Here is an 18,851-nt window from a genome sequence, read left to right on the forward strand (position 1 = left end):
ACGCGGGCGGCAACCGGCCAGGGGCTCAGGCCGCGGTGTACCCCAACTGCCGTCGCATGTACGGAGTCATGAGGTTCTTCGCCTTGGCCAGGGTGCTGGTCCGGCCGCCGAGGACCGCCGTCTCACCGCCCGGTACGGGCAGCATGGTCACCCCGTCGGCCGGGCCGAAGGGCACGATGAGCGGCGTGCGGTGGATCGGCCGGTAGAAGCGGGGCTCCTTGCGGTGCTTGCCCGAACTCTGCAGGTACGTACGGATGTTGTGGGCGGCGAGGTCCGCCTGCGCGAGCGCGGCGGGGGTGAGCTTGAGTTCGCTGATGTTGTTCACGTCACCGACCGCGAACACGTTCTTCCACCCCTCGACCCGGAGCGACTTGTCGACCTTGACCTGTCCGGCCGCGTTCAGCCAGTCGCCGTACCCGGCCAGCCGCAGCCAGAGCGTGTTGGGGGTCGTGCCCGTGGTCCAGAAGGAGAGGTCGGCGTCGATGATGTTGCCGCGGGCGTCACGGTAGGTGCCGAAGTCGTTGCCGGGGGACATGAAGGAGTCGAGCCGTACCTCCACGTCGTGGGACTCCAGCCAGGTACGGGCCTTGCGCCCGGCCCGCGCGCTGCCCGTGGAGTGGAGCAGCGCGGGGCCGGAGTGGGCGAGCGTGATCCGGGCGTCCGGCCGGGCCAGCCGGATCTCGGCGGCGAGTTCGACGCCGGAGGGCCCGCCGCCGACGACGAGGGCGTGCTGGGCGGTGGCGATGTTCTGCTGGTGCTCGGCGAACGACTTGGCCGCCTCTTCGGGGGTGGTGCCGGTGAAACGGGCCGGTTCGGGGTAGTCGGCGCCGGTGGCGATCACCACCACGTCGTACGGCAGCCGTTCACCGGTGGCGAGCGCCACCTGCCGTTCGGTGGTGTCGATGCGGACCACCTTGCCCACGGCCACCCGGCCGTTGGTGAGCAGCCGGTCGTACGGAATGAAGGGCGCCCCCGTCCACTCCGGATCCACGCCGGCGCGCAGCGAGGCGACGCGGTGGAAGAAGACCTCCTTGCGGTCCACCAGCGTGACGCGCGCCTGCCCGTCCAACCGTTTCGCCAGACGGACGCCTGCATAGCCGCCGCCGATCACCACTATGTCGCGGTCACGCACGCCGAATCTCCTGTGCCTTGTGGGGGGGGAAACGAGGGCCGCGACGCATGCCGCCACGTTTCGGCCGCTCGACTGTTGGCGAGCTTATGACTTGAAACTTAAAGTTGCGGTCTTGTGTTGTGTGAATTCTGTGAAGTGACGGGACGAACGGGTCGATGTATGGGCCGTCGCCGCCAACGGTCCTGACGAGCTGGCAGGTATCGCGAAGGCGGGCCGGAGCCCCTCGGATCCCGGGCGGCATGCTCTGGTGCTGTTCCTTGCCGGTGAGTTCGAGCGGTACGCCGAACTCGACCACGACGGGAGCCTGTTGCGGGGCGTCCATGCCGGGGCCGGGGAGGCGCTGCGCCGCCTGCTGGCCAAGAAGGCGCGGGCCGGAGGGCGGCTGGAAATGGGTACGCGTGGTCGCCGAAGGGGCCGCGCGCCGCACGGGGCCGGTGTCCGAGGTCGAGTGGGACGCGGCGGTCCAGACGCTGCCGGCCGCCCGGCGATGGGATGAGCTGTGGCGGCCGGCGCTCCCGCCGCAAGCACGACGAAACCTGGCTGGGAAAGGTGACCGCCCGCCACGCCTACCACCTCACGGCCGGCACCCTGGAGGCCCAGGGCTTCAGCATGGCCGAGGAGACGGTGGAGCGGGACGGGACGGTCAGGATGGTGCTGCGGCGGTTCCAGTAGGACTGAGTCAGACGGTCGAGGAAGTCACACGGTCGGCTCGAGAGGCTCGATCGGCTCGAGCTCCGGGAGGTCCGGCAGGGTCGGAATGTCGGGGTATCCCGGGTAGCTGCTCTCACTCACGACATACGTGCAGTTGGTGTACGTGTAGCCGGGATCGATGCTCATGCCGTCGGCCTCGTTCGTCACGTCCCCCGCGTCTGCGTCGGCGTACTTGATGAGGGTGTGGTAGTTGCCGGCGGGCAGGTTGAGGTAGTCGGTCGGGTAGGCGATGCCGCTGTTCGAGCAGGCGCTGCTCTCGGCCTCCGAATAGCTGGAGTACTCGGTGCAGTCGCCGCAGGCCGCGAGGGTGATGCGGCCGGTGACCGGGCCCGTGTAGAGAAACTCGACCGCGGTCGGGGCGTCGTTGCTGATCTCCAGGGGCATCTTGGCGCCGCCCGGACTGCGGGACGGCGGCAGTTTCCGGCCCGCCTCGGGCCGCTCCTCGGCGATCTCCGCGGCGATGGCGATCTGCCGGGCACGCTTCGCGTTCTTGTTGTCCCCGTACTTGTCGGCGAAGTCGTTGAGCGTGGTGGCCGCCGCGCCGAACTTGCCGTCCTCGAACTCGTCGACCCCGCAGGCGTAGGCGCCGGACTCCACCGCGTTGACGGCATCCGTGCGCAGCCCGTCACCGGGGCTGCCCGCGGGCAGGTCGACCATGGTCTGGCTGATGGCCTGCAACTCCTTGCTGGCCGGGCACGGGTCGTTGCCCTTCAGCGCCTTGGACTGGTTCGCGATCTCCGCGCTGACGGCCGGTCCGACCTTGGCGGCCTGCGCCGAGTCGGGGAACGTACGCAGGAGGTCGGCCAGTGCGCCGCCGTTCGCCTTCGCTTGGGTCACGGCGTCGGCACCGAGGTTCGTGACACCGCACTCGTAGAGCGAGGTCGCCAGGGGCTCCTCGGGCCAGTCCGCGAGGGAGCCGAGCCGCTGCTTGCCCATCGTGTCGGGCAGCTTCCACAGATACCGCAGCGGTTCCAGCGCCTCGCAGTACTCCTTCTCGCGGTAGGGCGCGGCGACGGTGTCGTAGTACCGGTCGAGGCGGTCGGGGATGCGCTGTGCCGCGCGCGTGCCGGGATGGTCGTCGCCGAGCGCACGGTATGCCTTCAGCGCCCGCTCGTAGTCCTGCTTGGCCTCGGCGAAGCCGCCGTCCCGCTGGGAGGCGGCGGTGACCAGCCGGTCCGTCTTCGCGAGCCGGTCGAGGAGCATCTGCTGGTACGCCTCTTCCCGCGCCGCCTCGTACCCCACCGCGCTACCGGCCGGCACGGCGAGCAGCACGAGCCCGAGCCCGGCGGCGACCGTCGACCGCCACGGCAACGTCAGCCGCGTACGCCGCGCCAGCCACGCCCCGTGGGCGGCGGCCAGCACCAGTACGAGGCCGTACGCCCACACCACCCCGCCCGGAACCCCGTCAGGGTCGGCGGGCAGCGCGGCCACCAGCAGCCAGCCGGTCGCGATCCAGCACAGGGCGGCCAGCGGCCAGCGCTGCAGGAGCACATACCCGAGCCCGAGCCCGGAGAGGTTGAACAGCCCGGCCGCCGCGGCCCGCCACGGGTCCGGGGGCACTGCGTCCTCGGGCTCGTCCGCCGGCAGCGTGTAGGTCAACCACTCGGAGGTCGGCGGGACGGGCGGCGGACTGTCGGGCAGCGGGGGCGGGGGCGACGACGGGGGCTCGGGCGGTGGCGGAGGCACGTCCGGCGATGACGGTGCAGACGACGCGGACTCGGGCGACGACGGAGGTACGTCAGGTGCGGACGACGACGGAGGCTCGGGCGATGGCGGAGGCACGTCCGGCGGAGGCGGCGCCGACGGCGGAGGCGACGCGGACGGCGGAGGCGACGAGGCCGGTGAAGGCGGCGAGGCCGGTGAAGGCGGCGGAGGCGGAGGCGGGGGCGTGGCCTCCGGCCCGCTGCCCGACGGCTCTCCCGTGCCACCGACACCCGACGGCTCTTCGGACCCACTCATACCGGCTCACTCCCCCAACTGCCGTACGGACAGGACATCTTGCTCCATCACAGGCCCTCTATGTTCCCCCAGCCGGCTGGGGACGGGTCCCGAACGTACGGAGGAAATGCTGAACGGAAGGTGACGGTGCGATCACTCTCGTGCATGCCGCCGAGCACACACCCGAGCCCTCCGGTCGATAATTGGTGCATGGCACCCCCGTACCGTCGCCTGCTCGCCGATGTGCTCGCCGCGGGCGCCCCCTACCCGCTCGCGCTCACCGGCGGGTACGCGGTCCGGGCTCACGGGCTGGTCGAGCGGCTCAGCCAGGACCTGGAGTTCGCCACCGAGAGCCCTGAGGGCCTGGAGAAGATCGCCGCCGATGTGGGCGCGGCGCTGGAGGAACGGGGCTGGGAGGTGAGGGCATTGGAGGCGGAACCGCTCGCCGCACGGCTGATCGTCGCCGAGCCGGGCGCGAGCGAGGAGTGCGAGGTCGACCTGTACAAGGAAGCCCTCTGGCATCCGCCCGTGCAGACCGAGTACGGACTGACCCTCTCCCTCGAAGACGTGGTCGGAACCAAGGTCCTCGCCCTGGCCGACCGCGGCCTCGCCCGTGACCTCGTCGGCGTACGCGCCGCCTCGGACCGCTGGAGCCGCCCCGAACTCGAGGAACTGGGCCGCCGCCACGCCCCCGACACCTTCGACCTCACTGATCTCCAGACCCGCCTGGTCGGCGAGGAGTTGATCGACGACAGGGAGTTCGCCGCCTACGGACTCGACGGCCGGGCGATCGCAGACCTGCGCCGCTGGGCTCTGGAGTGGGCGGACGACATCGCGGAGCGGCTGCTGGAGATGGGTGTCCCGGAAGACGAATGACCGTACCGAGTACGGCTACTGAACCCCTCAGGCAAAGTCCGACGCCGGCCGGGGTGTCAGGGATAGCCTGACACCATGACCGATGCCGCAGACGCGTCCTCCGCTCCAGCCGCCGCTTCGGCCGCCGCTCCGGCCACGGACAAGATCCACAGGCTGTCGCCCCGAGACGAGTCCCGCGTCGCCCTCGCCCTGACCCTCCGGCAACTGGCGGACGCCGTCCTCGATGCCGTACCGGTCGAGCCGGACCCCGAGCCCGGCGACCTGCTCCGCACCGCGTTGCGGCTGCAGCGCCGCGTGGAGGACGTGGTGCGCGAGGCGGTGGTCGCGGAGCGCGAGCGCGGCACCACGTGGTACCAGATCGGCGAGGCCGCCGGCATCACCCGGCAGTCCGCCCACGAGAAGTGGTACGGCGACGTCCACGCCTGGGCGGCCACCGGCCGCAGCGCCCTCCCGCCGCACCTGAAGACCCTCGACGTGGCGGCGGAAGCGGACGCCCGCTACGCCGCCCTGCGCCCGGAGCGTCCGCACGCGATCACGTCCGGCCTGGACGCGGTCCGCTTCCCCGGCTCCCACGCGTACGAGGCCAGCCTCCGCACCCGCGGCTCCGCCCTGCACACCCGGCGCATGGACCTTGACGCGCAGGCCGACAAGCTGAACGCCGAGTACAGCACCCTGCACGCCCAAGGCCCCGCGGCCCCCTCCGCCGCCGACGGCGACCCCCTCACGCTGCTCACCGCCTACCGCGGCCATGCGAAAGCGGTACACGCCAACCGGCTCGCCCTCGCGACCGTCCACGATGAGATAGCCACCGTCTACGACCAACTCGTCACCGCCGAACCCTCCCTGGCCGAGGAACACCGCACCCAGGCCGACTGGCACCGCAACGCTTCCGAGCAGACCCGCGCCTACGCCGACCTCCTGCGACACTGAAAGCAAGCCGGCGGTACGCGAACCGCCAACTTCGCTACCCGATGGGGGACTTCGCATGGCACTGTTCGGAAACGCCCACACCGTCGATCCGGGGAAGGCCCAGCACGAGTACGGACGACTGCTCGGGCAGGACGAGCAGGTGTACGCCGCGTACCTGCTGATCCGCGACACCATCCTCTTCACCGACCGCCGCCTCATCCTCATCGACAAGCAGGGCATCACCGGCAAGAAGACGGAGTACCACTCCGTCCCGTACCGCAGCATCACCCACTTCTCCGTCGAGACCGCCGGCCACTTCGACCTCGACGCCGAACTGAAGATCTGGATCTCCGGCACACCGGCGCCGATCGAGAAGACCTTCACCAAGGGCGTCGACATCTACGAAGTCCAGGCGATCCTCACGCAGTTCGTGGCGCGCTGAGGACTCCTGACAAAAGTGGTGGGCTTGACCTGGTCAGAGGTCGGTGTCGTGCACGAGGCCACCGGGTAGCGGGACGCGGTCAGCCGCGTAATCGCACGCGATAAACCCGGCGACGTCGGCGATCACCCCCGGGATACTGGTCGCCCATGGATGAGGTCAAGGTCGTCGTCGCCCATTCCGAGCGCGCGACCCTGCGCGTCGGCGACGTGTTCCTGAAGGTGGACGCCGATCAGGCGCGCATCGACGTCGAGGTCGAGGCGATGTCCCTCGCGCCGGTCCCGACCCCGGAGGTCCTGTGGCGCAAGCCGCCCGTGCTCGCGATCGCCGCAGTCCCGGGGACGACGCTCGGGCGCCTCGGCGGGCCGTCGACCGGGTCGCCGACAGCGTGGGCCGCGGCGGGCGCCGCCATCCGGAAGCTGCACGACGCGCCGCTGCCGCCCCGGCCCGGCCGGGCCGGCCGGAGCATTCTCGCGTTGGCGGCGGAACTCGACGACGAGTGCGAGTTGCTCGTGAAGAACGGCGTCCTGCCCGCCGACCTGGTCACCCGCAACCGCCGGGTCGCCGAGGCGGCGCTCCGGCCGTGGACTCCGGCGTTCACGCACGGCGACCTGCAGATCGCGCACGTCTTCGTCGACGGCGACGAGGTCACGGGCATCATCGACTGGTCCGAGGCGGGCCAGGGTGATGCCCTGTACGACCTCGCCACCTTCACGCTCGGACACGAGGAGCACCTCGGCGACGTCTTCGCCGGTTATGGCACCGACGTCGACCTCGACGTGATCCACGCGTGGTGGTCGTTGCGAAGCCTGCTGGCGGTTCGCTGGCTGGTCGAGCACGGCTTCGACCCGTTCGCGCCGGGCTGTGAGGTCGACGTGCTGAGATCCCGGATGTGAGGCTGCGCGGGCCCGACTGCTACGGGCTCGACCGGCTCGCACCCTCTTCGGCCAACCTTGACCATCCGCATGTTCACGTACATATAGAGCGGTACGGCGTGGCAAGAGTTGTGGCCTTTACATTTTCTGCGCCCAACCCCCCAACCCGAACTCACACCAGACGATCTTCCCCGGCCCGTCCCGGTCGGCAACGCCCCACTTGTCCGCCACCGCCGACACGAGCAGCAGGCCCCGCCCCGACTCCCCCTCGGACGGCACGACGCGCGGCTCCCCGTCGCCGCTGTCGTGGACCTCCACGCGGAGCACTCCGTCGTCGTAGGGGAGCAGGCGGAGCTGGACACCTCGGCCCGGAGGTACGCCGTGGAGGAGGGCGTTCGTGGCGAGTTCACTGACGCACAGCAGGACATCGTCGTACGTCTCGTTCCGTACGCCCCAGTCCTCCAGCGCCGTCCTCGTGAACTCCCTTGCCGCGGGAACCGATTGGCGTTCGCGCCGGTAGAAGCGCTCGCGGGGAGCGGGTGACGTTTCGTTGTTCACGGGACGAGTGTCACGCTCTGTGCTCATGATGGAGCAGTGAGTGGGCCCGTACGGATTTCTTGTACGGGTCGCTCGCGGTGAACGTACGTACCGTGGTGGGGAGTTGGACCGCATGAACTCCAGGAAGCGTTCGCGCAAGAACGCGTCGGCGATGAAGATGGTCGGCGCGCAGGTGGGTGTGCTGAGGCGGGCGGCGGGTTTCACTCAACGCACCCTCGCCGAGCGGGCGTTGGTGGATGAGGAGACCATCGCGTCGATCGAGCAGGGCAGAAGGCCGCTGAAGGAGGACTTCGCGGAGCTGCTGGACGAAGTTCTCGAGACGAAGGGCGTGTTGGCCGCAGGCGTGGACAACATGCCCGAAGTGGATCTCATCCCGCGCTTCGCCGAGGAGTTCGTCGACTACGAGCAGCAGGCGATCGCGATCTCCTGGTACGAGGGTCTGGTGCTGCCGGGCCTATTGCAGACCGAGGCGTACGCGCGAGCCGTCTTCCGCAGCCGGATTCCGGTCTACGACGAGGAGGAGATCGAGCAGAAGGTCTCGGCCCGCATCGAGCGCCAGAAGATCCTGCACCGCAAGGTGCCGCCGACCACCAGCTTCGTGATTTGGGAGGCGGTACTCATGGACTTCCTGGGCGGCAAGGAGGTGTACGTGGGGCAGTTGCGGCGGCTGCGTGAGTACGCCGAACTGCCGGGCCTCGCCTTGCAGGTCCTGCCGTTCGGGCGCACCATGCATGCCGCGCTCGATGGTCCCTTCGTCCTACTGGAGACACCCGATCACCAGCGCCTCGCCTACAGCGAGACCCAGCGCGGCAGCCTGCTGGTCGGTGATCCGGACGAGGTGGCGATCCTCGCTCAGAAGTATGCGATGCTGCGAACTCAGGCCCTCAACACCGAGGACACCAGAGGCCTGTTGGACCGTCTGCTGGGAGAGCAATGAGCAGCGCACTGCACTGGTTCAAGTCGACCTACAGCGGCAGCGAGGGCGGCGCCTGCCTCGAAGTCGCCTACATCTGGCGCAAGTCCAGCTACAGCGGTAGCGAGGGCGGCGACTGCCTCGAAGTAGCCGCCCACCCCTCAGCCATCCACATCCGCGACTCCAAGAACCCCGACGGCCCGCTCTTCACCGTCACCCCCGCCACCTGGACGTCGTTCCTCACGCTGACCCGCGACCGCGACTGACAGCGACACCGTCACCGCGATCGACGCGACGGCCATCACCACCATCGCCGCCCCCGGCGACGTCAGCTGGGCCACCGCCCCCGCCAGCCCGGCGCTCATCCCCTGCATCGTGAGCATCCCGGCGGAGTGCAACCCCAGGGCGTGACCGCTGAGTTCGGGCGGGGTGAGGGCCATCAGCTGTTCCTGCTGGACCAGGCTCGCCCCGAAGCCGACGGAGGCCACGGCTACGACGACTGCCGCCGCAGGTACCCCCGGCCGCAGAGCGAACACCAGGTACGGCGTGGCCAGCAGCAGGAGCAAAGGGATGCCGAACCGGGGCCGCACCCGGGGCGGGAGGACGCGGCCGACGGTCACGTCCCCGACGAACATCCCCAGCGCCGCGCAGGCGAAGAGCAGGCCCGCGTCGTCGGGGGCGTACGGGACGTACAGCGACTCGCAGCCCACGATCAGGCCGTTGGGGATCCAGAGGAGCAGGTAGACGTTGCGGCGGGGTGCGTACGACCACAGGCGCGCGTTCGTACGCCAGGTCTCGGCCACGGAGGGGCGGCCGGACGCGCGGGGCGGGCGGCGGGTCAGGCCGAGGCGGGCCGTGATCGCTGCCGCGAGGTAGAACGCCGCGGCCGTGAGCAGGGTGCCGCGTGGGGACAGGAGCGTGACGAGGACGCCGCCCGTCGCGTACCCGGTGATCTGCGTGAGCCCGTTCGCCATGTTGAAGACCGAACGACCGGGCAGATAGCCGTCCTCGGGCAGGATCTCGTTCAGCAGACCCCAGCGGACTCCCCCGCCCAACGAGGCCACCAGGCCCAGCAGCAGGATCAGGACGAAGGTCGCCCACAGGGGCACGGGCGCCGCCAGGATCGCCGTACCCGCCGCGAACGCCAGGGCGATGCCCGTGATCGTGGCCCGGGGAGTCAGCCGGTCGGCCGCCGACAGGAGCGTGGTCGCGCCCAGAACCTGGGCCAGGGACGGGCCGAACGTGCTCAGCGCCGAGAGCAGGGGCGAGTCGGTGGCCGCGTACACCAAGGTCCCCAGGGCCAGACCGCTCATCGTCTGCGCGGCCACCTGGACGAGGGAGGTCAGGAACAGCGGCGTGAACTCCGGTGTGCGGAACAGGGATCGGTAGGAGCGCATGAGCGGAGTCTCGGAGTGTCCATATCCCGGCCGTTAATGTTTCGCACTGAGGCGAAACCACCACAACGGTGAGCCGGGGGGGGGGCGGGCAGACAGGCATGGGCTGGTGGCAGGTCAACGCCGACACCCTCGCCGGGAGCCGTTTCGTGCTGTCCCCGCTCGCCGAGACCTTCGCCAGTCTCAAGACGCTGCATTCGGGGACAGCCGCGCACCCCGGCGAGCGGTCCTGGCTCGATGCCCATCTCGCCGGGTACAGGCGGCGGTTGGCCGCAGATCCCGTCACAGCCGCCGTCGTACGGGCCGGGCTCGGCGAGGCGTGGATCGCCGACTTCCTCACGCCGACCCCGACCGGAGAGCAGGAGGACTTTGACACGGAAGTCGCGCGCGTACGGGACGCGTCCCCCGAAGCCGCCCGCGCCCACCTCGCCGTCGCCCTGAGCGGCGGCCCGCTGCCGCGCGTCCTCGAAGACCGCGACGACCTTCCAGCCCGTGCCGCCGGCCTGCTCCGGTACGTCTGGGCCGAAGCCGTACGCCCCTACTGGGACCGGCGGCGACGCGTACTCGAAGCCGATGTCGTCGCCCGCACCGCCCAGTTGAGCCAGGGCGGCTGGGCCGCCGCGCTCGACGCCATGCGGCCGGGCATGCGCTGGCTCGGCCAGAACCGGCTCCAGGTCAACCTGCACGAGTACCCGCCGCGTGAGATCTCCGGTGCCGAACTCTTCTTCGTGCCGGTCACGCCCCGGCGGCACGGCTGGGTGTCCTGGGAGGAGCCACACCGGTACGCGGTCGTGTACCCGTGCTCGGGCGCGCTGGCCGGGGGCGAGCCGGCCGCCGCGCCCGAGAGCCTCAACAGGCTGCTCGGACCCGCACGGGCGGGCGTACTCGCGCTGCTCGAATCACCCTTGAGTACGAGCCAGTTGGTGGCCGTCACGGGGCACGGACTCGGTTCCGTCGGCCGCCACCTGAAGATCCTGCTCGACGCCGGACTCGTCCAACGGCGGCGGGCGGGACGGTCGGTGCTCTACTACCGGACTCCGGCGGGCGAGGTTCTCGTCAAGGCGGGTCTTCGAAGTTGACCTTGGGTCTTGCTGCGGAGGCTGAGCTGTGGCTGACTGGCAACGCGCCGAAGGGGGAGTGGGCATGGGCAACTGGGTCGTGATCGCGGAGTACTACAGCGACGTGTACAGGACCGAGTTCATCTGCCGTGGGCAGGAAACCAAGGACGAGGCACTGAAGGCACTCCGTGCTGCCCTCCACACGTATGTACCGAGGAAAAATATCGTCGAGAAGCGGCGCCGCGTGTACCGCTTCGCCGACCAGGAGTCATACCTGGTGGTGATCAAAGGCAAGCTTTCGGAGTGGGAATGCACCCTGCGCATCGCGGAGCTGGTCTCGGACTCGGCCGACCCGGCCGTGGCCAAGCGGGCGCAGATGGACGACGGCGCGGCAGAGATGGCTGACGGGCCGCAGGACCGGATCCCGCCCGGCTACTGAGCGACGGACCGAACTCCACTCGGGTCAGTCGCCCCGCAGAAACCGCGGCCTTGTGTTCAGCCCAGGGTCGACTGCGGCGCTCAAGCGACCAACTCAAGCACTCAGCGGCCAGATCAGCCGCACAGCCGTTCAGTCGCTCAGCCACGGCCACGGCCACGGCCACGGCCAAAATGGCGCGCAGGACTCGTGGCCGACTATCACTGCGCATGGCCAACTGACGCCGAACGTCACATCAAAGCCGCGCAGCGCCCGTCACCGACATCACCAGCGAGTACAGCGACGTCGTGGCCGTGATGAACATGCGGTTGTTCTTCGGTCCGCCGAACGCGATGTTGGAGACCGTCTCGGGGATCAGCAGGCGGCCGATGAGGGTGCCGTCGGGGTCGTAGCAGTGGACGCCGTCGTCGCAGGCGGCCACCCACAGGCGGCCCTCGTCGTCGAAGCGGATGTTGTCGAAGACCCCGCCGCCGGGGCGGCACTCGGCGAAGACCTTGCCCTCGCCGAGCGTGCCGTTCTCGTGGACGTCGAAGACCCGGACCTGGTTGAGGCGGGTGTCGGAGACGTACAGCTGCTGTTCGTCAGGGGAGAGCACGAGCCCGTTCGGGCCGCGGAGCCCGTCGGCGGCCAAGGTCACGGAGCCCGTCGCCGGGTCGACGCGGTAGACGTTGCAGGCGCCGATCTCGCTCTCCGCCCGGTGCCCTTCGTAGTCGCTGAGGATCCCGAAGTCGGGGTCGGAGAACCAGATCGTTCCGTCGGAGCGTACGACGGCGTCGTTCGGGCTGTTGAGCCGCTTGCCGTCGTAACGGTCGGCCAGGACCGTCACCCGCCCGTCGTGCTCGGTGCGCGTCACCCGCCGGTTGCCCTGCTCGCACGAGATGAGGCGGCCCTGGCGGTCGACGGTGTTGCCGTTGCTGTGGCCGGCCGGTGTGCGGAAGACGCCGACCGTGCCCGTCGTCTCGTCCCAGCGCAGGAGGCGGTCGTTGGGGATGTCGCTCCAGATCAGCTGGCGCCAGGCGGGGAGGTAGAGCGGGCCCTCGGCCCAGCGGCAGTCGTCGTACAGGCGCTCCAGACGCACGTCCCCGAGCGTGCAGCGACCGGTGCGGAAGCGGTCGTCGAGTGTCTCGTAGATCCCATTCACTCTCGTCACGCGGGCGACCTTACCCATCCCGGTTAGCATCCGGACATGACCACTAACGAGCCGGACCCGACGAATTCCAATTCCGTGTACGACGTCGACATCGCCTCCCTCCAGGGCGGCTCCGCCGATCTGGGCCAGTACAAGGGCAAGGCCGTACTCATCGTGAACGTGGCCTCCAGGTGCGGCCTCACTCCGCAGTACGCCGGCCTTGAGCAGCTGCACGAGCGGTACGCCGCGCAGGGTTTCACCGTGCTCGGGGTGCCCTGCAACCAGTTCATGGGCCAGGAGCCCGGCACGTCCGAGGAGATCGCGGAGTTCTGCTCCGCGACGTACGGCGTGACCTTCCCGATGACCGAGAAGATCGAGGTGAACGGGGAGGGCAGGCACGCGCTGTACGAGCGGCTCGTGCCGACCGAGGACGCCGAGGGCCACAGCGGCGACATCCGCTGGAACTTCGAGAAGTTCCTGCTCGGCCGCGACGGCACGGTCCTCGCCCGCTTCTCGCCTCAGACGGAGCCCGAGTCCGCGGAGGTCGTGGCGGCGGTGGAGAAGGCTGTCGCGTAGCGCCGCTTGACCAACCCCGCTTGACCTTGCCCCTGGGGCAGGGATCACCGGCCTCGTCACCGGGCGGCAGTCGCCCGGTGACGGAGGATGGCGCCATGGACGAGGGCCTGCTGACGATCGGCGCGTTCGCCGCCGGCGCGGGGCTCTCGCCGAAGGCGCTCACGGGGTGGCGGGAGCGCCCCATAAGGGCGCGGGGCGGTGACCTGGTGCGGCTCCGCACCGATGGAGGCCCGCTCGAGAAAAGCCGAGAGTGGGAGAGCGACCAGCACCCCACCGGACCCGCACACATCACCGGAACTGCGGAGCAACTCCCCCAACCCCGAGGAGCGACTCCCGCAGCTCCTCGGGGCACCCCGTGCCCCGAGGCAGCTGGTACCGCGCCGCCAGGCGATAGGTACCAGCCCGCGGAGCCACCAGCTCCGTCCACTCGTCCCCCTTCGCATCCTCCTCCGCCTCCATCAGACACCCCGCGACGTTCTCGAACGTTTTCGGAGCGTCCTCGTCGACCTCCCGCAGCCGCTCGGACTCCTTTGTCTCCTGCGGAGGCGTGACGCTCTTGCCCTCGGCGTCGACGAGACCGAGCCACGGCGAGTACGGCACGCGGATCAGAACCCGCCCCGCCTCCCTCACCCTGATCGTCATCTCGTCCTGCCCGGCCCGCTCGACGACGGCGGGCGGGTCGGCGAGCGGCGTGGGATCGGTGACCTTGAAGAGCTGCCAGTTCGCGTCGCCCCAGACCTGCGTCAGATACGGCTGGCCGCGCTGCACAAGCTCGCGTTCGCGCTCTCCGCCGTCCCCGTCGGGCTCGTCCTTGGGCAGGACGACGTAGTGGACGGCCCAGCGCTTGAGCCACTCGTGGTAGTTGGCGGAGTTCAGGGTGTCGTCGTAGAAGAGCGGGTTGCGCTCCATGTCGGCCTGCCGGTTCCAGCCGCGGGCGAGGTTCACATACGGCGCGAGCGCGGACGCCTCACGGTGCGAGCGGGCCGGTACGACCTCCACGCGGCCCTTCTCGGCGTTGACCTCCTGGAGCTGATCGACTATGGGGGCGAGTTCACGCGCCCAGGATGCGGCGGGCGTCGCGTTGACGGTGTCGTCCACCGCTTTGAAGCCGATCCACGCGACGAACCCCGCGGAGGCCACGACCAGCGCGTACCACCTGCGCGAGCGCGGCATCGTGAACGGCAGCGCCGCCAGCAGTACGACGCCCGCGAACAGCATCGCAAGCCGCGTTATGTTGGAGCCGATCTGCGAGCTGATCAACCAGACGAGGACCACGGAGAGCCCGTACACACCGGCCGTGATCCGGACCGTCTTCCACTCCCTGGGCACGAGAAAGTAGACGAAGCCCGAGAACAGGAAGGGCAGGACCACCGACCCGAACAGCATCGGCTGCGTACCGGAGAACGGGAACAGCCACGCCGAGACACCCACGACGGCGGCGGGCGCGAGGCCCAGCGCGTACGCGCCCGGGCGCCGCTTCTGCAGGAACAGCGCCACGGCGACCAGTCCCACGAAGAGCCCCGCCACGGGCGACGCGGCGGTCGCGATCGCGGCGAGCGGAGCGGCGCACAGGGCCTTGGCCCAGCGTTTGTAGCGCCAGCGGTGGGGCCAGCAGAAGACGACGGCGGTCGCGCCCAGCGCGAAGACCATGCCGAGACCGAAGGTCACGCGGCCGGACACGGCGTTGCAGAAGAGTGCGAACACCCCGATGAGCGCGGGCCCCCGCAGATCCCTTACGGCCCAGCTGCGCATGAGGATCAGCGTGAGCAGGCCCGCGGAGACCGTCCCCGCGATCATCATCGTCGGCCGCACACCGAGCACCGACATCAGATACGGGGACACGACGCTGTACGAGACGGGGTGCATGCCCCCGTACCAGGCGAGGTTGTACGCCGAGTCCGGATGCCGCCCGACGAACTCCGCCCAGGCGTCCTGCGCCGCGAGGTCGCCACCGCTGTTGGCGAACGTGAAGAACCAGACGACGTGCAGCACACCGGCGAGGGCGGTGGCGAGGGTGACGGGGTGGCGGAGGAAGCGGGCGAAGGAGGTGGGGGGCGGAGGGGTCTCGTCGGCCTCACGACTTGGACATGCTGCACGGCTTTCGTCGCGGGCCTCTCGACGGGCTTTGCGGGTGCCGTCGCCGGCCTCGTCGCTGCCGTCGTCGCGGGCCTCTTGACGCGCGTCACGGCCGCCGTCGTGGTTCACGTCGCGGCCGTCCGCCTCCCGCGCACGCTCGTCTATTCGCGAGCCGGATCCTCCTCGGCTCGGCTCGGCGTCTTCGGCGTGCGTCGGCTCCGCTGTCGCCACGTAAAAGGCACTCCCCGTGTCCCATTGTTCGCTCTCAGCCGGACCCCGCGCCGGTGAGCTGCCCCGATCCTTGCGACGCTAGCACGCACCCCGCCGCAGGTCGCCCGGGCGGGATACGGCACGTACGTCGCGCTGTGTCACCGGGACGCGCGTGCCGTCAACTCACCAATGGGGCGCGCTGACTGCCCGGCCGGCTGCCCCTCCGGCCGTCAGCTCACGCGGGTGAGCTTGGAGCCGTAACCCGGTTCGGTGAGGTCCGACTGGAGGGCCACCGGGACCTCGACGGCGTCGCCCGTGCCGTCACCGACGCTCAGCGCGCCGACCTTGGTTCCCGCCTTCGCCTCGTGCGGGATCTCCGTACCGTCGTCGCTCAGGTCCAGCTCGACGGTCTTGCCGGCCCAGCCCACCGCGGAGACGTCCTGCGTGGCGACGACCGGGGTCCGGCCCCCGAGCCCGTCGTCCACGTACCCGACGACGTCGCCCTTCTCAAGGATCTTCGACGAGGTCAGCGCGTCCTGGGCGGCGAGCATCGCCGTCTTGCTGACCGCGTTGACGGTGTCGATGATCGGCGGCTGGTGCTGGCCGAGGATCGCGCCGACGACGGTGACGATCTCGCCGTCCACGTCCTCGGTCGCGGCGAACAGCAGGTTGCCGCCGGCCTTGGTGGTGGAGCCGGTCTTGATGCCGATGGCGTTGTCGTACGGGACGAGGCGGTTGTAGTTCTGCCACTCCCGGCCCGAGGGGTCCTTCCAGGTGGGCAGCTTGGTGATGTCCGTCAGCGCCTTCATCTGGACCAGCTCGTTGCCGAGCTTCACCTGGTCCTCGGCGGTGGAGACGGTGGACTCCTTCAGGCCGGAGGGGTCGGTGTACTTCGTGTTCTTCATCCCGAGGTCCGCGGCGGCGTCGTTCATCTTCTTGACGAACGCGGCCTCGGAACCGTTCGTGTCCCAACGGGCCAGCAGCCGCGCCACGTTGTTCGCGGACGGAATCATGATGGCCGCGAGCGCCTGCCGCTGGGTGAGGGTGTCGCCCTCCTTGATGGTGTTGAGCGTGGACTCGCCGTCCTTGTCGTAACCGCCCTCCGTCTCGGCCTTCGCGTCGACGGGGATGTTCTTGCCCTCCTCGCCGGGCTTCAGCGGGTGATCCTTGAGGATCACGTACGCGACCATGGCCTTGGCGACGGAGCCGATGGCCACGGGCTTCTGCTCGCCGAAGTTGTCGACCGTGCCGATGCCGTTGACGTCCATCCAGCCCTGGCCCTCTTCAGGCCACGGCAGGGTGACCTTGTCGCCCTCGAAGGTGTACGACTTGTCGGCCGTCAGCGCGAGGGCGGGCGTCGGCAATGGCCGTACCGCCTGCACCACCGCGAACACCACGGCCAGCAGGATGACCAGCGGCGTCCAGATCTTGACCCGCCGCACGATCGTCCGCACCGGGGTCTCCCGAGGCGGCGGCGTGTTCGTCAGCTCCGCCAGCAGATCGAGCGGCGGCTTGGGCGGCAGAGGCTGCTGCGCGGTCCGCTCCGGCCCGACCTGCGCGATAGCGGCAGTCTCGGCGGCGGGCGGAACGGCGGGCTTCTCTTCAGGTGCAACGGCCGGCTTCTCCTTGGGAGGAGCCGGTTCATCAAGCGGCTTGAGCGCCACGAACTTGCTGGTGCGCTCGGATTCACGCTCGGCGGCAGCGGGCTTCTCGTCCGGCTTGTCGTCGGGCTCGGGGGCGGCGCCGGCGGGCTTCTCGTCCGGCTTGGCATCGCCCACCTTGAGGGTGGTGGTGGGCTGATCAACAGCGGGCGCCCGCACCTTGAAGGCGGCGGTGGGCTGGTCGACGGGGCGCTTGGGCTCGTCCTCGTCAGCCCGTGTGCCGGACTCGCGGTCGTCGTCCCGACCGGCAGCCGGGACGTTTCCGCCGCCGGCGCGGGGGTCACGCTTCGCGTGCGCGTTCTGGGCGGGCGCGGAGTCGGGCTCCGCGTCGGTACCGGGGGCGGGGGCGGCTGCGTCGGCGGGGGCGGCATCCGCCTCCGCCTCTTCCGCGTCGACACCACGGCCACCGGCCGGGGTGTCTTCGGCCGAGGGCTCGGCGTCCTCTACGCGCTCGGCGTCGGAGCCACCCGCAGGGCGCTCGTCCTCCACGTCACCGACGGCACCGTCCGCAGCGGTGCCGGAGACAGCCCCCTCGTCAACGTCCTGGGGGACGGCCGGGACGGCTTCGCCGTCGCCGCCAGAGGCGGCGTCCGCCTCCGCCTCCGCCTCACCCGCACCGGTGCGGCGGCCACCCACCGGGGCGTCATCATCCGAGGGCTCGGCGCCCGACCGCGCGTCGGCAGCGCCCGCCGCCTCGCCCTCCGGCCGCTCGGCGCTCTCCGCGTCACCGGACGCGTCCTCGCCGGAGACGGCATCCGTCGCCGGCTCGTCCGCACCAGAGCCTCGGCCGCCCGCCGGGGCGTCCTCACCCGTGGACTCGGCACCCGACCGCGCGTCGGCACCGTCCGCCGCCTCGCCCTCCGGCCGCTCGGCATCCTCCGCACGCCGGGCATCGGAGCCCCCGGCGCGGCGGTCCTCCTCGGCGTCACCGTCGACTGCCGTGCCGGAGGCAGGCTCCGCGGCAGTGTCAGCGTCCGGGGCCGCGGTGGCCAAGGAGGCTTCGCCAGAGGCACCATCCCCCGCGACCGCTTCCTCCGGCTCGGAGTCCGAACCTTCCGCGGATTCCGCACGCGCCTCGGAGTCCGCACGCGCCTCGGAGTCCGCACGCTCCTCGGAGTCCGCACGCTCCTCGGATTCCGCACGCGCCTCCTCGGCGCCGGCCTCCGCATCCGGAGCCGTACCGTCATCGCCCGCAGCCGCCGCGTCCCCGTCGCTCTCGACGTCGCCGTCACTCTCCGCCACGACTCGCGACTCACGATCACCCGCGCCCGAACCGGAACCCGAGTCCGAGTCCGATTCCTCAGCCCCGGCGTCCGCCCCCGCTACCCAAGCCGCCACAGCGTCCCGCAGCCGGGCGTCACCCGACGGGGAGCCCTTCGCGGCAGACTCCGCGGCGTCCTCCGCTTCCGAAGCAGCCGCAGAGTCCTCCCGCCCAGGAGAACCCTCAGCAGTCAAGACCTCCGCCCCTGCCGTATCCGACGCAACCGACCCTGAAGCGTCCGTACCCGAGGCACCGGAGGTCGACACGTCCATAACCCCACGCGTGGAGAACACCGCCGTGGCCGTGTCCATCCTCGCCACGGCCACCGCCTCGCGGGCCACCGCGAGCCGCGGATCCGTACCCGGCGCGGGACGCGCATCGGAGCCACCCCCACCCGAGGAGGCAGGACCCGGAACCGGAGCCGTACTCCCCGACGTCGGTTCTGCCGACGACTCGTGCTGCTTCGACCTGTCGGGGGACTCGCCCGTCACCGATGCCTCCTCCATGCGCCACTCACCGTGCGCCCAACCGAACCATGAACCGTTGAAGAGCCGCCAACAGACGCTCGGAATCGATGTCCGAACCATGTACCAGTGTCCTGTGTGCGGGCTTAACCCCTGCGGTAGACGAGAACGACATACCTATCGGTTCCACTACATTCCGGTCACGCACCCTCGACAGACCGATGTGAGAGGGGTC

At 70.3% G+C, this 18,851-nt stretch carries 18 protein-coding genes; 10 read left to right on the top strand and 8 right to left on the bottom strand.

Annotated elements, in window-relative coordinates; translation table 11 throughout:
* Window positions 1-25: 25 nt before the first annotated feature.
* Window positions 26-1,132, bottom strand: a complete 1,107-nt coding sequence (locus ACFYO0_RS24415; RefSeq protein WP_388679622.1) for an NAD(P)/FAD-dependent oxidoreductase — start codon at window positions 1,130-1,132, stop codon at window positions 26-28.
* 492 nt (window positions 1,133-1,624) lie between these two features.
* Here ACFYO0_RS24415 and ACFYO0_RS24420 point away from each other — a divergent pair, with 492 nt between their 5' ends.
* The gene (locus tag ACFYO0_RS24420; protein ID WP_388679625.1) at window positions 1,625-1,804 is read left to right on the top strand and encodes a DUF1257 domain-containing protein; all 180 of its coding nucleotides are present in this window, start codon (window positions 1,625-1,627) and stop codon (window positions 1,802-1,804) included.
* Window positions 1,805-1,828: 24 nt separating this feature from the next.
* Here the strand turns inward: ACFYO0_RS24420 and ACFYO0_RS24425 are convergent, their stop codons facing one another.
* Window positions 1,829-3,442: a hypothetical protein gene (locus ACFYO0_RS24425; RefSeq protein WP_388679627.1), complete on the bottom strand. Its 1,614-nt coding sequence runs from the start codon at window positions 3,440-3,442 to the stop codon at window positions 1,829-1,831.
* Window positions 3,443-3,581: 139 nt separating this feature from the next.
* The gene (locus ACFYO0_RS24430) at window positions 3,582-3,812 is read right to left on the bottom strand and encodes a hypothetical protein (RefSeq protein WP_388679629.1); all 231 of its coding nucleotides are present in this window, start codon (window positions 3,810-3,812) and stop codon (window positions 3,582-3,584) included.
* A gap of 179 nt (window positions 3,813-3,991) precedes the next feature.
* Here ACFYO0_RS24430 and ACFYO0_RS24435 point away from each other — a divergent pair, with 179 nt between their 5' ends.
* From ACFYO0_RS24435 to ACFYO0_RS24450, 4 genes are all read left to right on the top strand, one after another.
* Window positions 3,992-4,657 carry a nucleotidyl transferase AbiEii/AbiGii toxin family protein gene (locus ACFYO0_RS24435; protein ID WP_388679631.1) on the top strand — a complete coding sequence of 222 codons (666 nt, stop codon included), beginning with the start codon at window positions 3,992-3,994 and terminating at the stop codon, window positions 4,655-4,657.
* Window positions 4,658-4,732: 75 nt separating this feature from the next.
* Complete coding sequence (locus ACFYO0_RS24440) at window positions 4,733-5,587, top strand: hypothetical protein (RefSeq protein ID WP_388679633.1); 855 nt, start codon at window positions 4,733-4,735, stop codon at window positions 5,585-5,587.
* A gap of 55 nt (window positions 5,588-5,642) precedes the next feature.
* Complete coding sequence (locus ACFYO0_RS24445; protein WP_344394271.1) at window positions 5,643-6,008, top strand: PH domain-containing protein; 366 nt, start codon at window positions 5,643-5,645, stop codon at window positions 6,006-6,008.
* A gap of 146 nt (window positions 6,009-6,154) precedes the next feature.
* Complete coding sequence (locus ACFYO0_RS24450) at window positions 6,155-6,901, top strand: phosphotransferase family protein (protein WP_388679635.1); 747 nt, start codon at window positions 6,155-6,157, stop codon at window positions 6,899-6,901.
* A gap of 117 nt (window positions 6,902-7,018) precedes the next feature.
* Here ACFYO0_RS24450 and ACFYO0_RS24455 read toward each other — a convergent pair whose 3' ends face one another.
* Window positions 7,019-7,438, bottom strand: coding sequence for an ATP-binding protein (locus ACFYO0_RS24455; protein WP_388679637.1), 420 nt, complete (start codon window positions 7,436-7,438; stop codon window positions 7,019-7,021).
* A 112-nt stretch (window positions 7,439-7,550) separates the two neighbouring features.
* Here ACFYO0_RS24455 and ACFYO0_RS24460 point away from each other — a divergent pair, with 112 nt between their 5' ends.
* Both ACFYO0_RS24460 and ACFYO0_RS24465 read left to right on the top strand, forming a co-directional pair.
* Window positions 7,551-8,375: a helix-turn-helix domain-containing protein gene (locus ACFYO0_RS24460; protein WP_388679640.1), complete on the top strand. Its 825-nt coding sequence runs from the start codon at window positions 7,551-7,553 to the stop codon at window positions 8,373-8,375.
* Window positions 8,372-8,617, top strand: coding sequence for a DUF397 domain-containing protein (locus ACFYO0_RS24465; RefSeq protein ID WP_388679643.1), 246 nt, complete (start codon window positions 8,372-8,374; stop codon window positions 8,615-8,617). Before ACFYO0_RS24460 ends, ACFYO0_RS24465 begins: the two co-directional genes overlap by 4 nt.
* Here the strand turns inward: ACFYO0_RS24465 and ACFYO0_RS24470 are convergent.
* A complete protein-coding gene (locus ACFYO0_RS24470; protein ID WP_388679645.1) occupies window positions 8,513-9,748 on the bottom strand; it encodes an MFS transporter in 1,236 nt (411 codons plus the stop codon). The two genes, ACFYO0_RS24465 and ACFYO0_RS24470, sit on opposite strands and share 105 nt — an antisense overlap.
* Before the next feature lie 98 nt (window positions 9,749-9,846).
* On the opposite strand from ACFYO0_RS24470, the gene ACFYO0_RS24475 reads away from it, so the two are divergent.
* On the top strand, window positions 9,847-10,824 hold the full coding sequence (locus tag ACFYO0_RS24475; protein ID WP_388679648.1) for an ArsR/SmtB family transcription factor: 978 nt from the start codon (window positions 9,847-9,849) through the stop codon (window positions 10,822-10,824).
* Window positions 10,825-10,852: 28 nt separating this feature from the next.
* Window positions 10,853-11,242, top strand: coding sequence for a hypothetical protein (locus tag ACFYO0_RS24480; RefSeq protein ID WP_388679650.1), 390 nt, complete (start codon window positions 10,853-10,855; stop codon window positions 11,240-11,242).
* A 232-nt stretch (window positions 11,243-11,474) separates the two neighbouring features.
* Here ACFYO0_RS24480 and ACFYO0_RS24485 read toward each other — a convergent pair whose 3' ends face one another.
* Window positions 11,475-12,389, bottom strand: coding sequence for an SMP-30/gluconolactonase/LRE family protein (locus ACFYO0_RS24485; protein ID WP_388679653.1), 915 nt, complete (start codon window positions 12,387-12,389; stop codon window positions 11,475-11,477).
* A 36-nt stretch (window positions 12,390-12,425) separates the two neighbouring features.
* Between ACFYO0_RS24485 and ACFYO0_RS24490 the strand changes: the two genes are divergently transcribed.
* A complete protein-coding gene (locus tag ACFYO0_RS24490) occupies window positions 12,426-12,944 on the top strand; it encodes a glutathione peroxidase (protein WP_388679656.1) in 519 nt (172 codons plus the stop codon).
* A gap of 288 nt (window positions 12,945-13,232) precedes the next feature.
* On the opposite strand, the gene ACFYO0_RS24495 is transcribed toward ACFYO0_RS24490, so the two are convergent.
* Window positions 13,233-15,251: an MFS transporter gene (locus ACFYO0_RS24495; protein WP_388679659.1), complete on the bottom strand. Its 2,019-nt coding sequence runs from the start codon at window positions 15,249-15,251 to the stop codon at window positions 13,233-13,235.
* Between the two features lie 209 nt (window positions 15,252-15,460).
* Window positions 15,461-18,658 carry a D-alanyl-D-alanine carboxypeptidase gene (locus ACFYO0_RS24500; protein ID WP_388679662.1) on the bottom strand — a complete coding sequence of 1,066 codons (3,198 nt, stop codon included), beginning with the start codon at window positions 18,656-18,658 and terminating at the stop codon, window positions 15,461-15,463.
* Window positions 18,659-18,851 lie beyond the last annotated feature (193 nt).

It is taken from the genome of Streptomyces sp. NPDC006365, assembly GCF_042870755.1.
Taxonomy (GTDB): Bacteria; Actinomycetota; Actinomycetes; order Streptomycetales; family Streptomycetaceae; genus Streptomyces; species Streptomyces xiangluensis.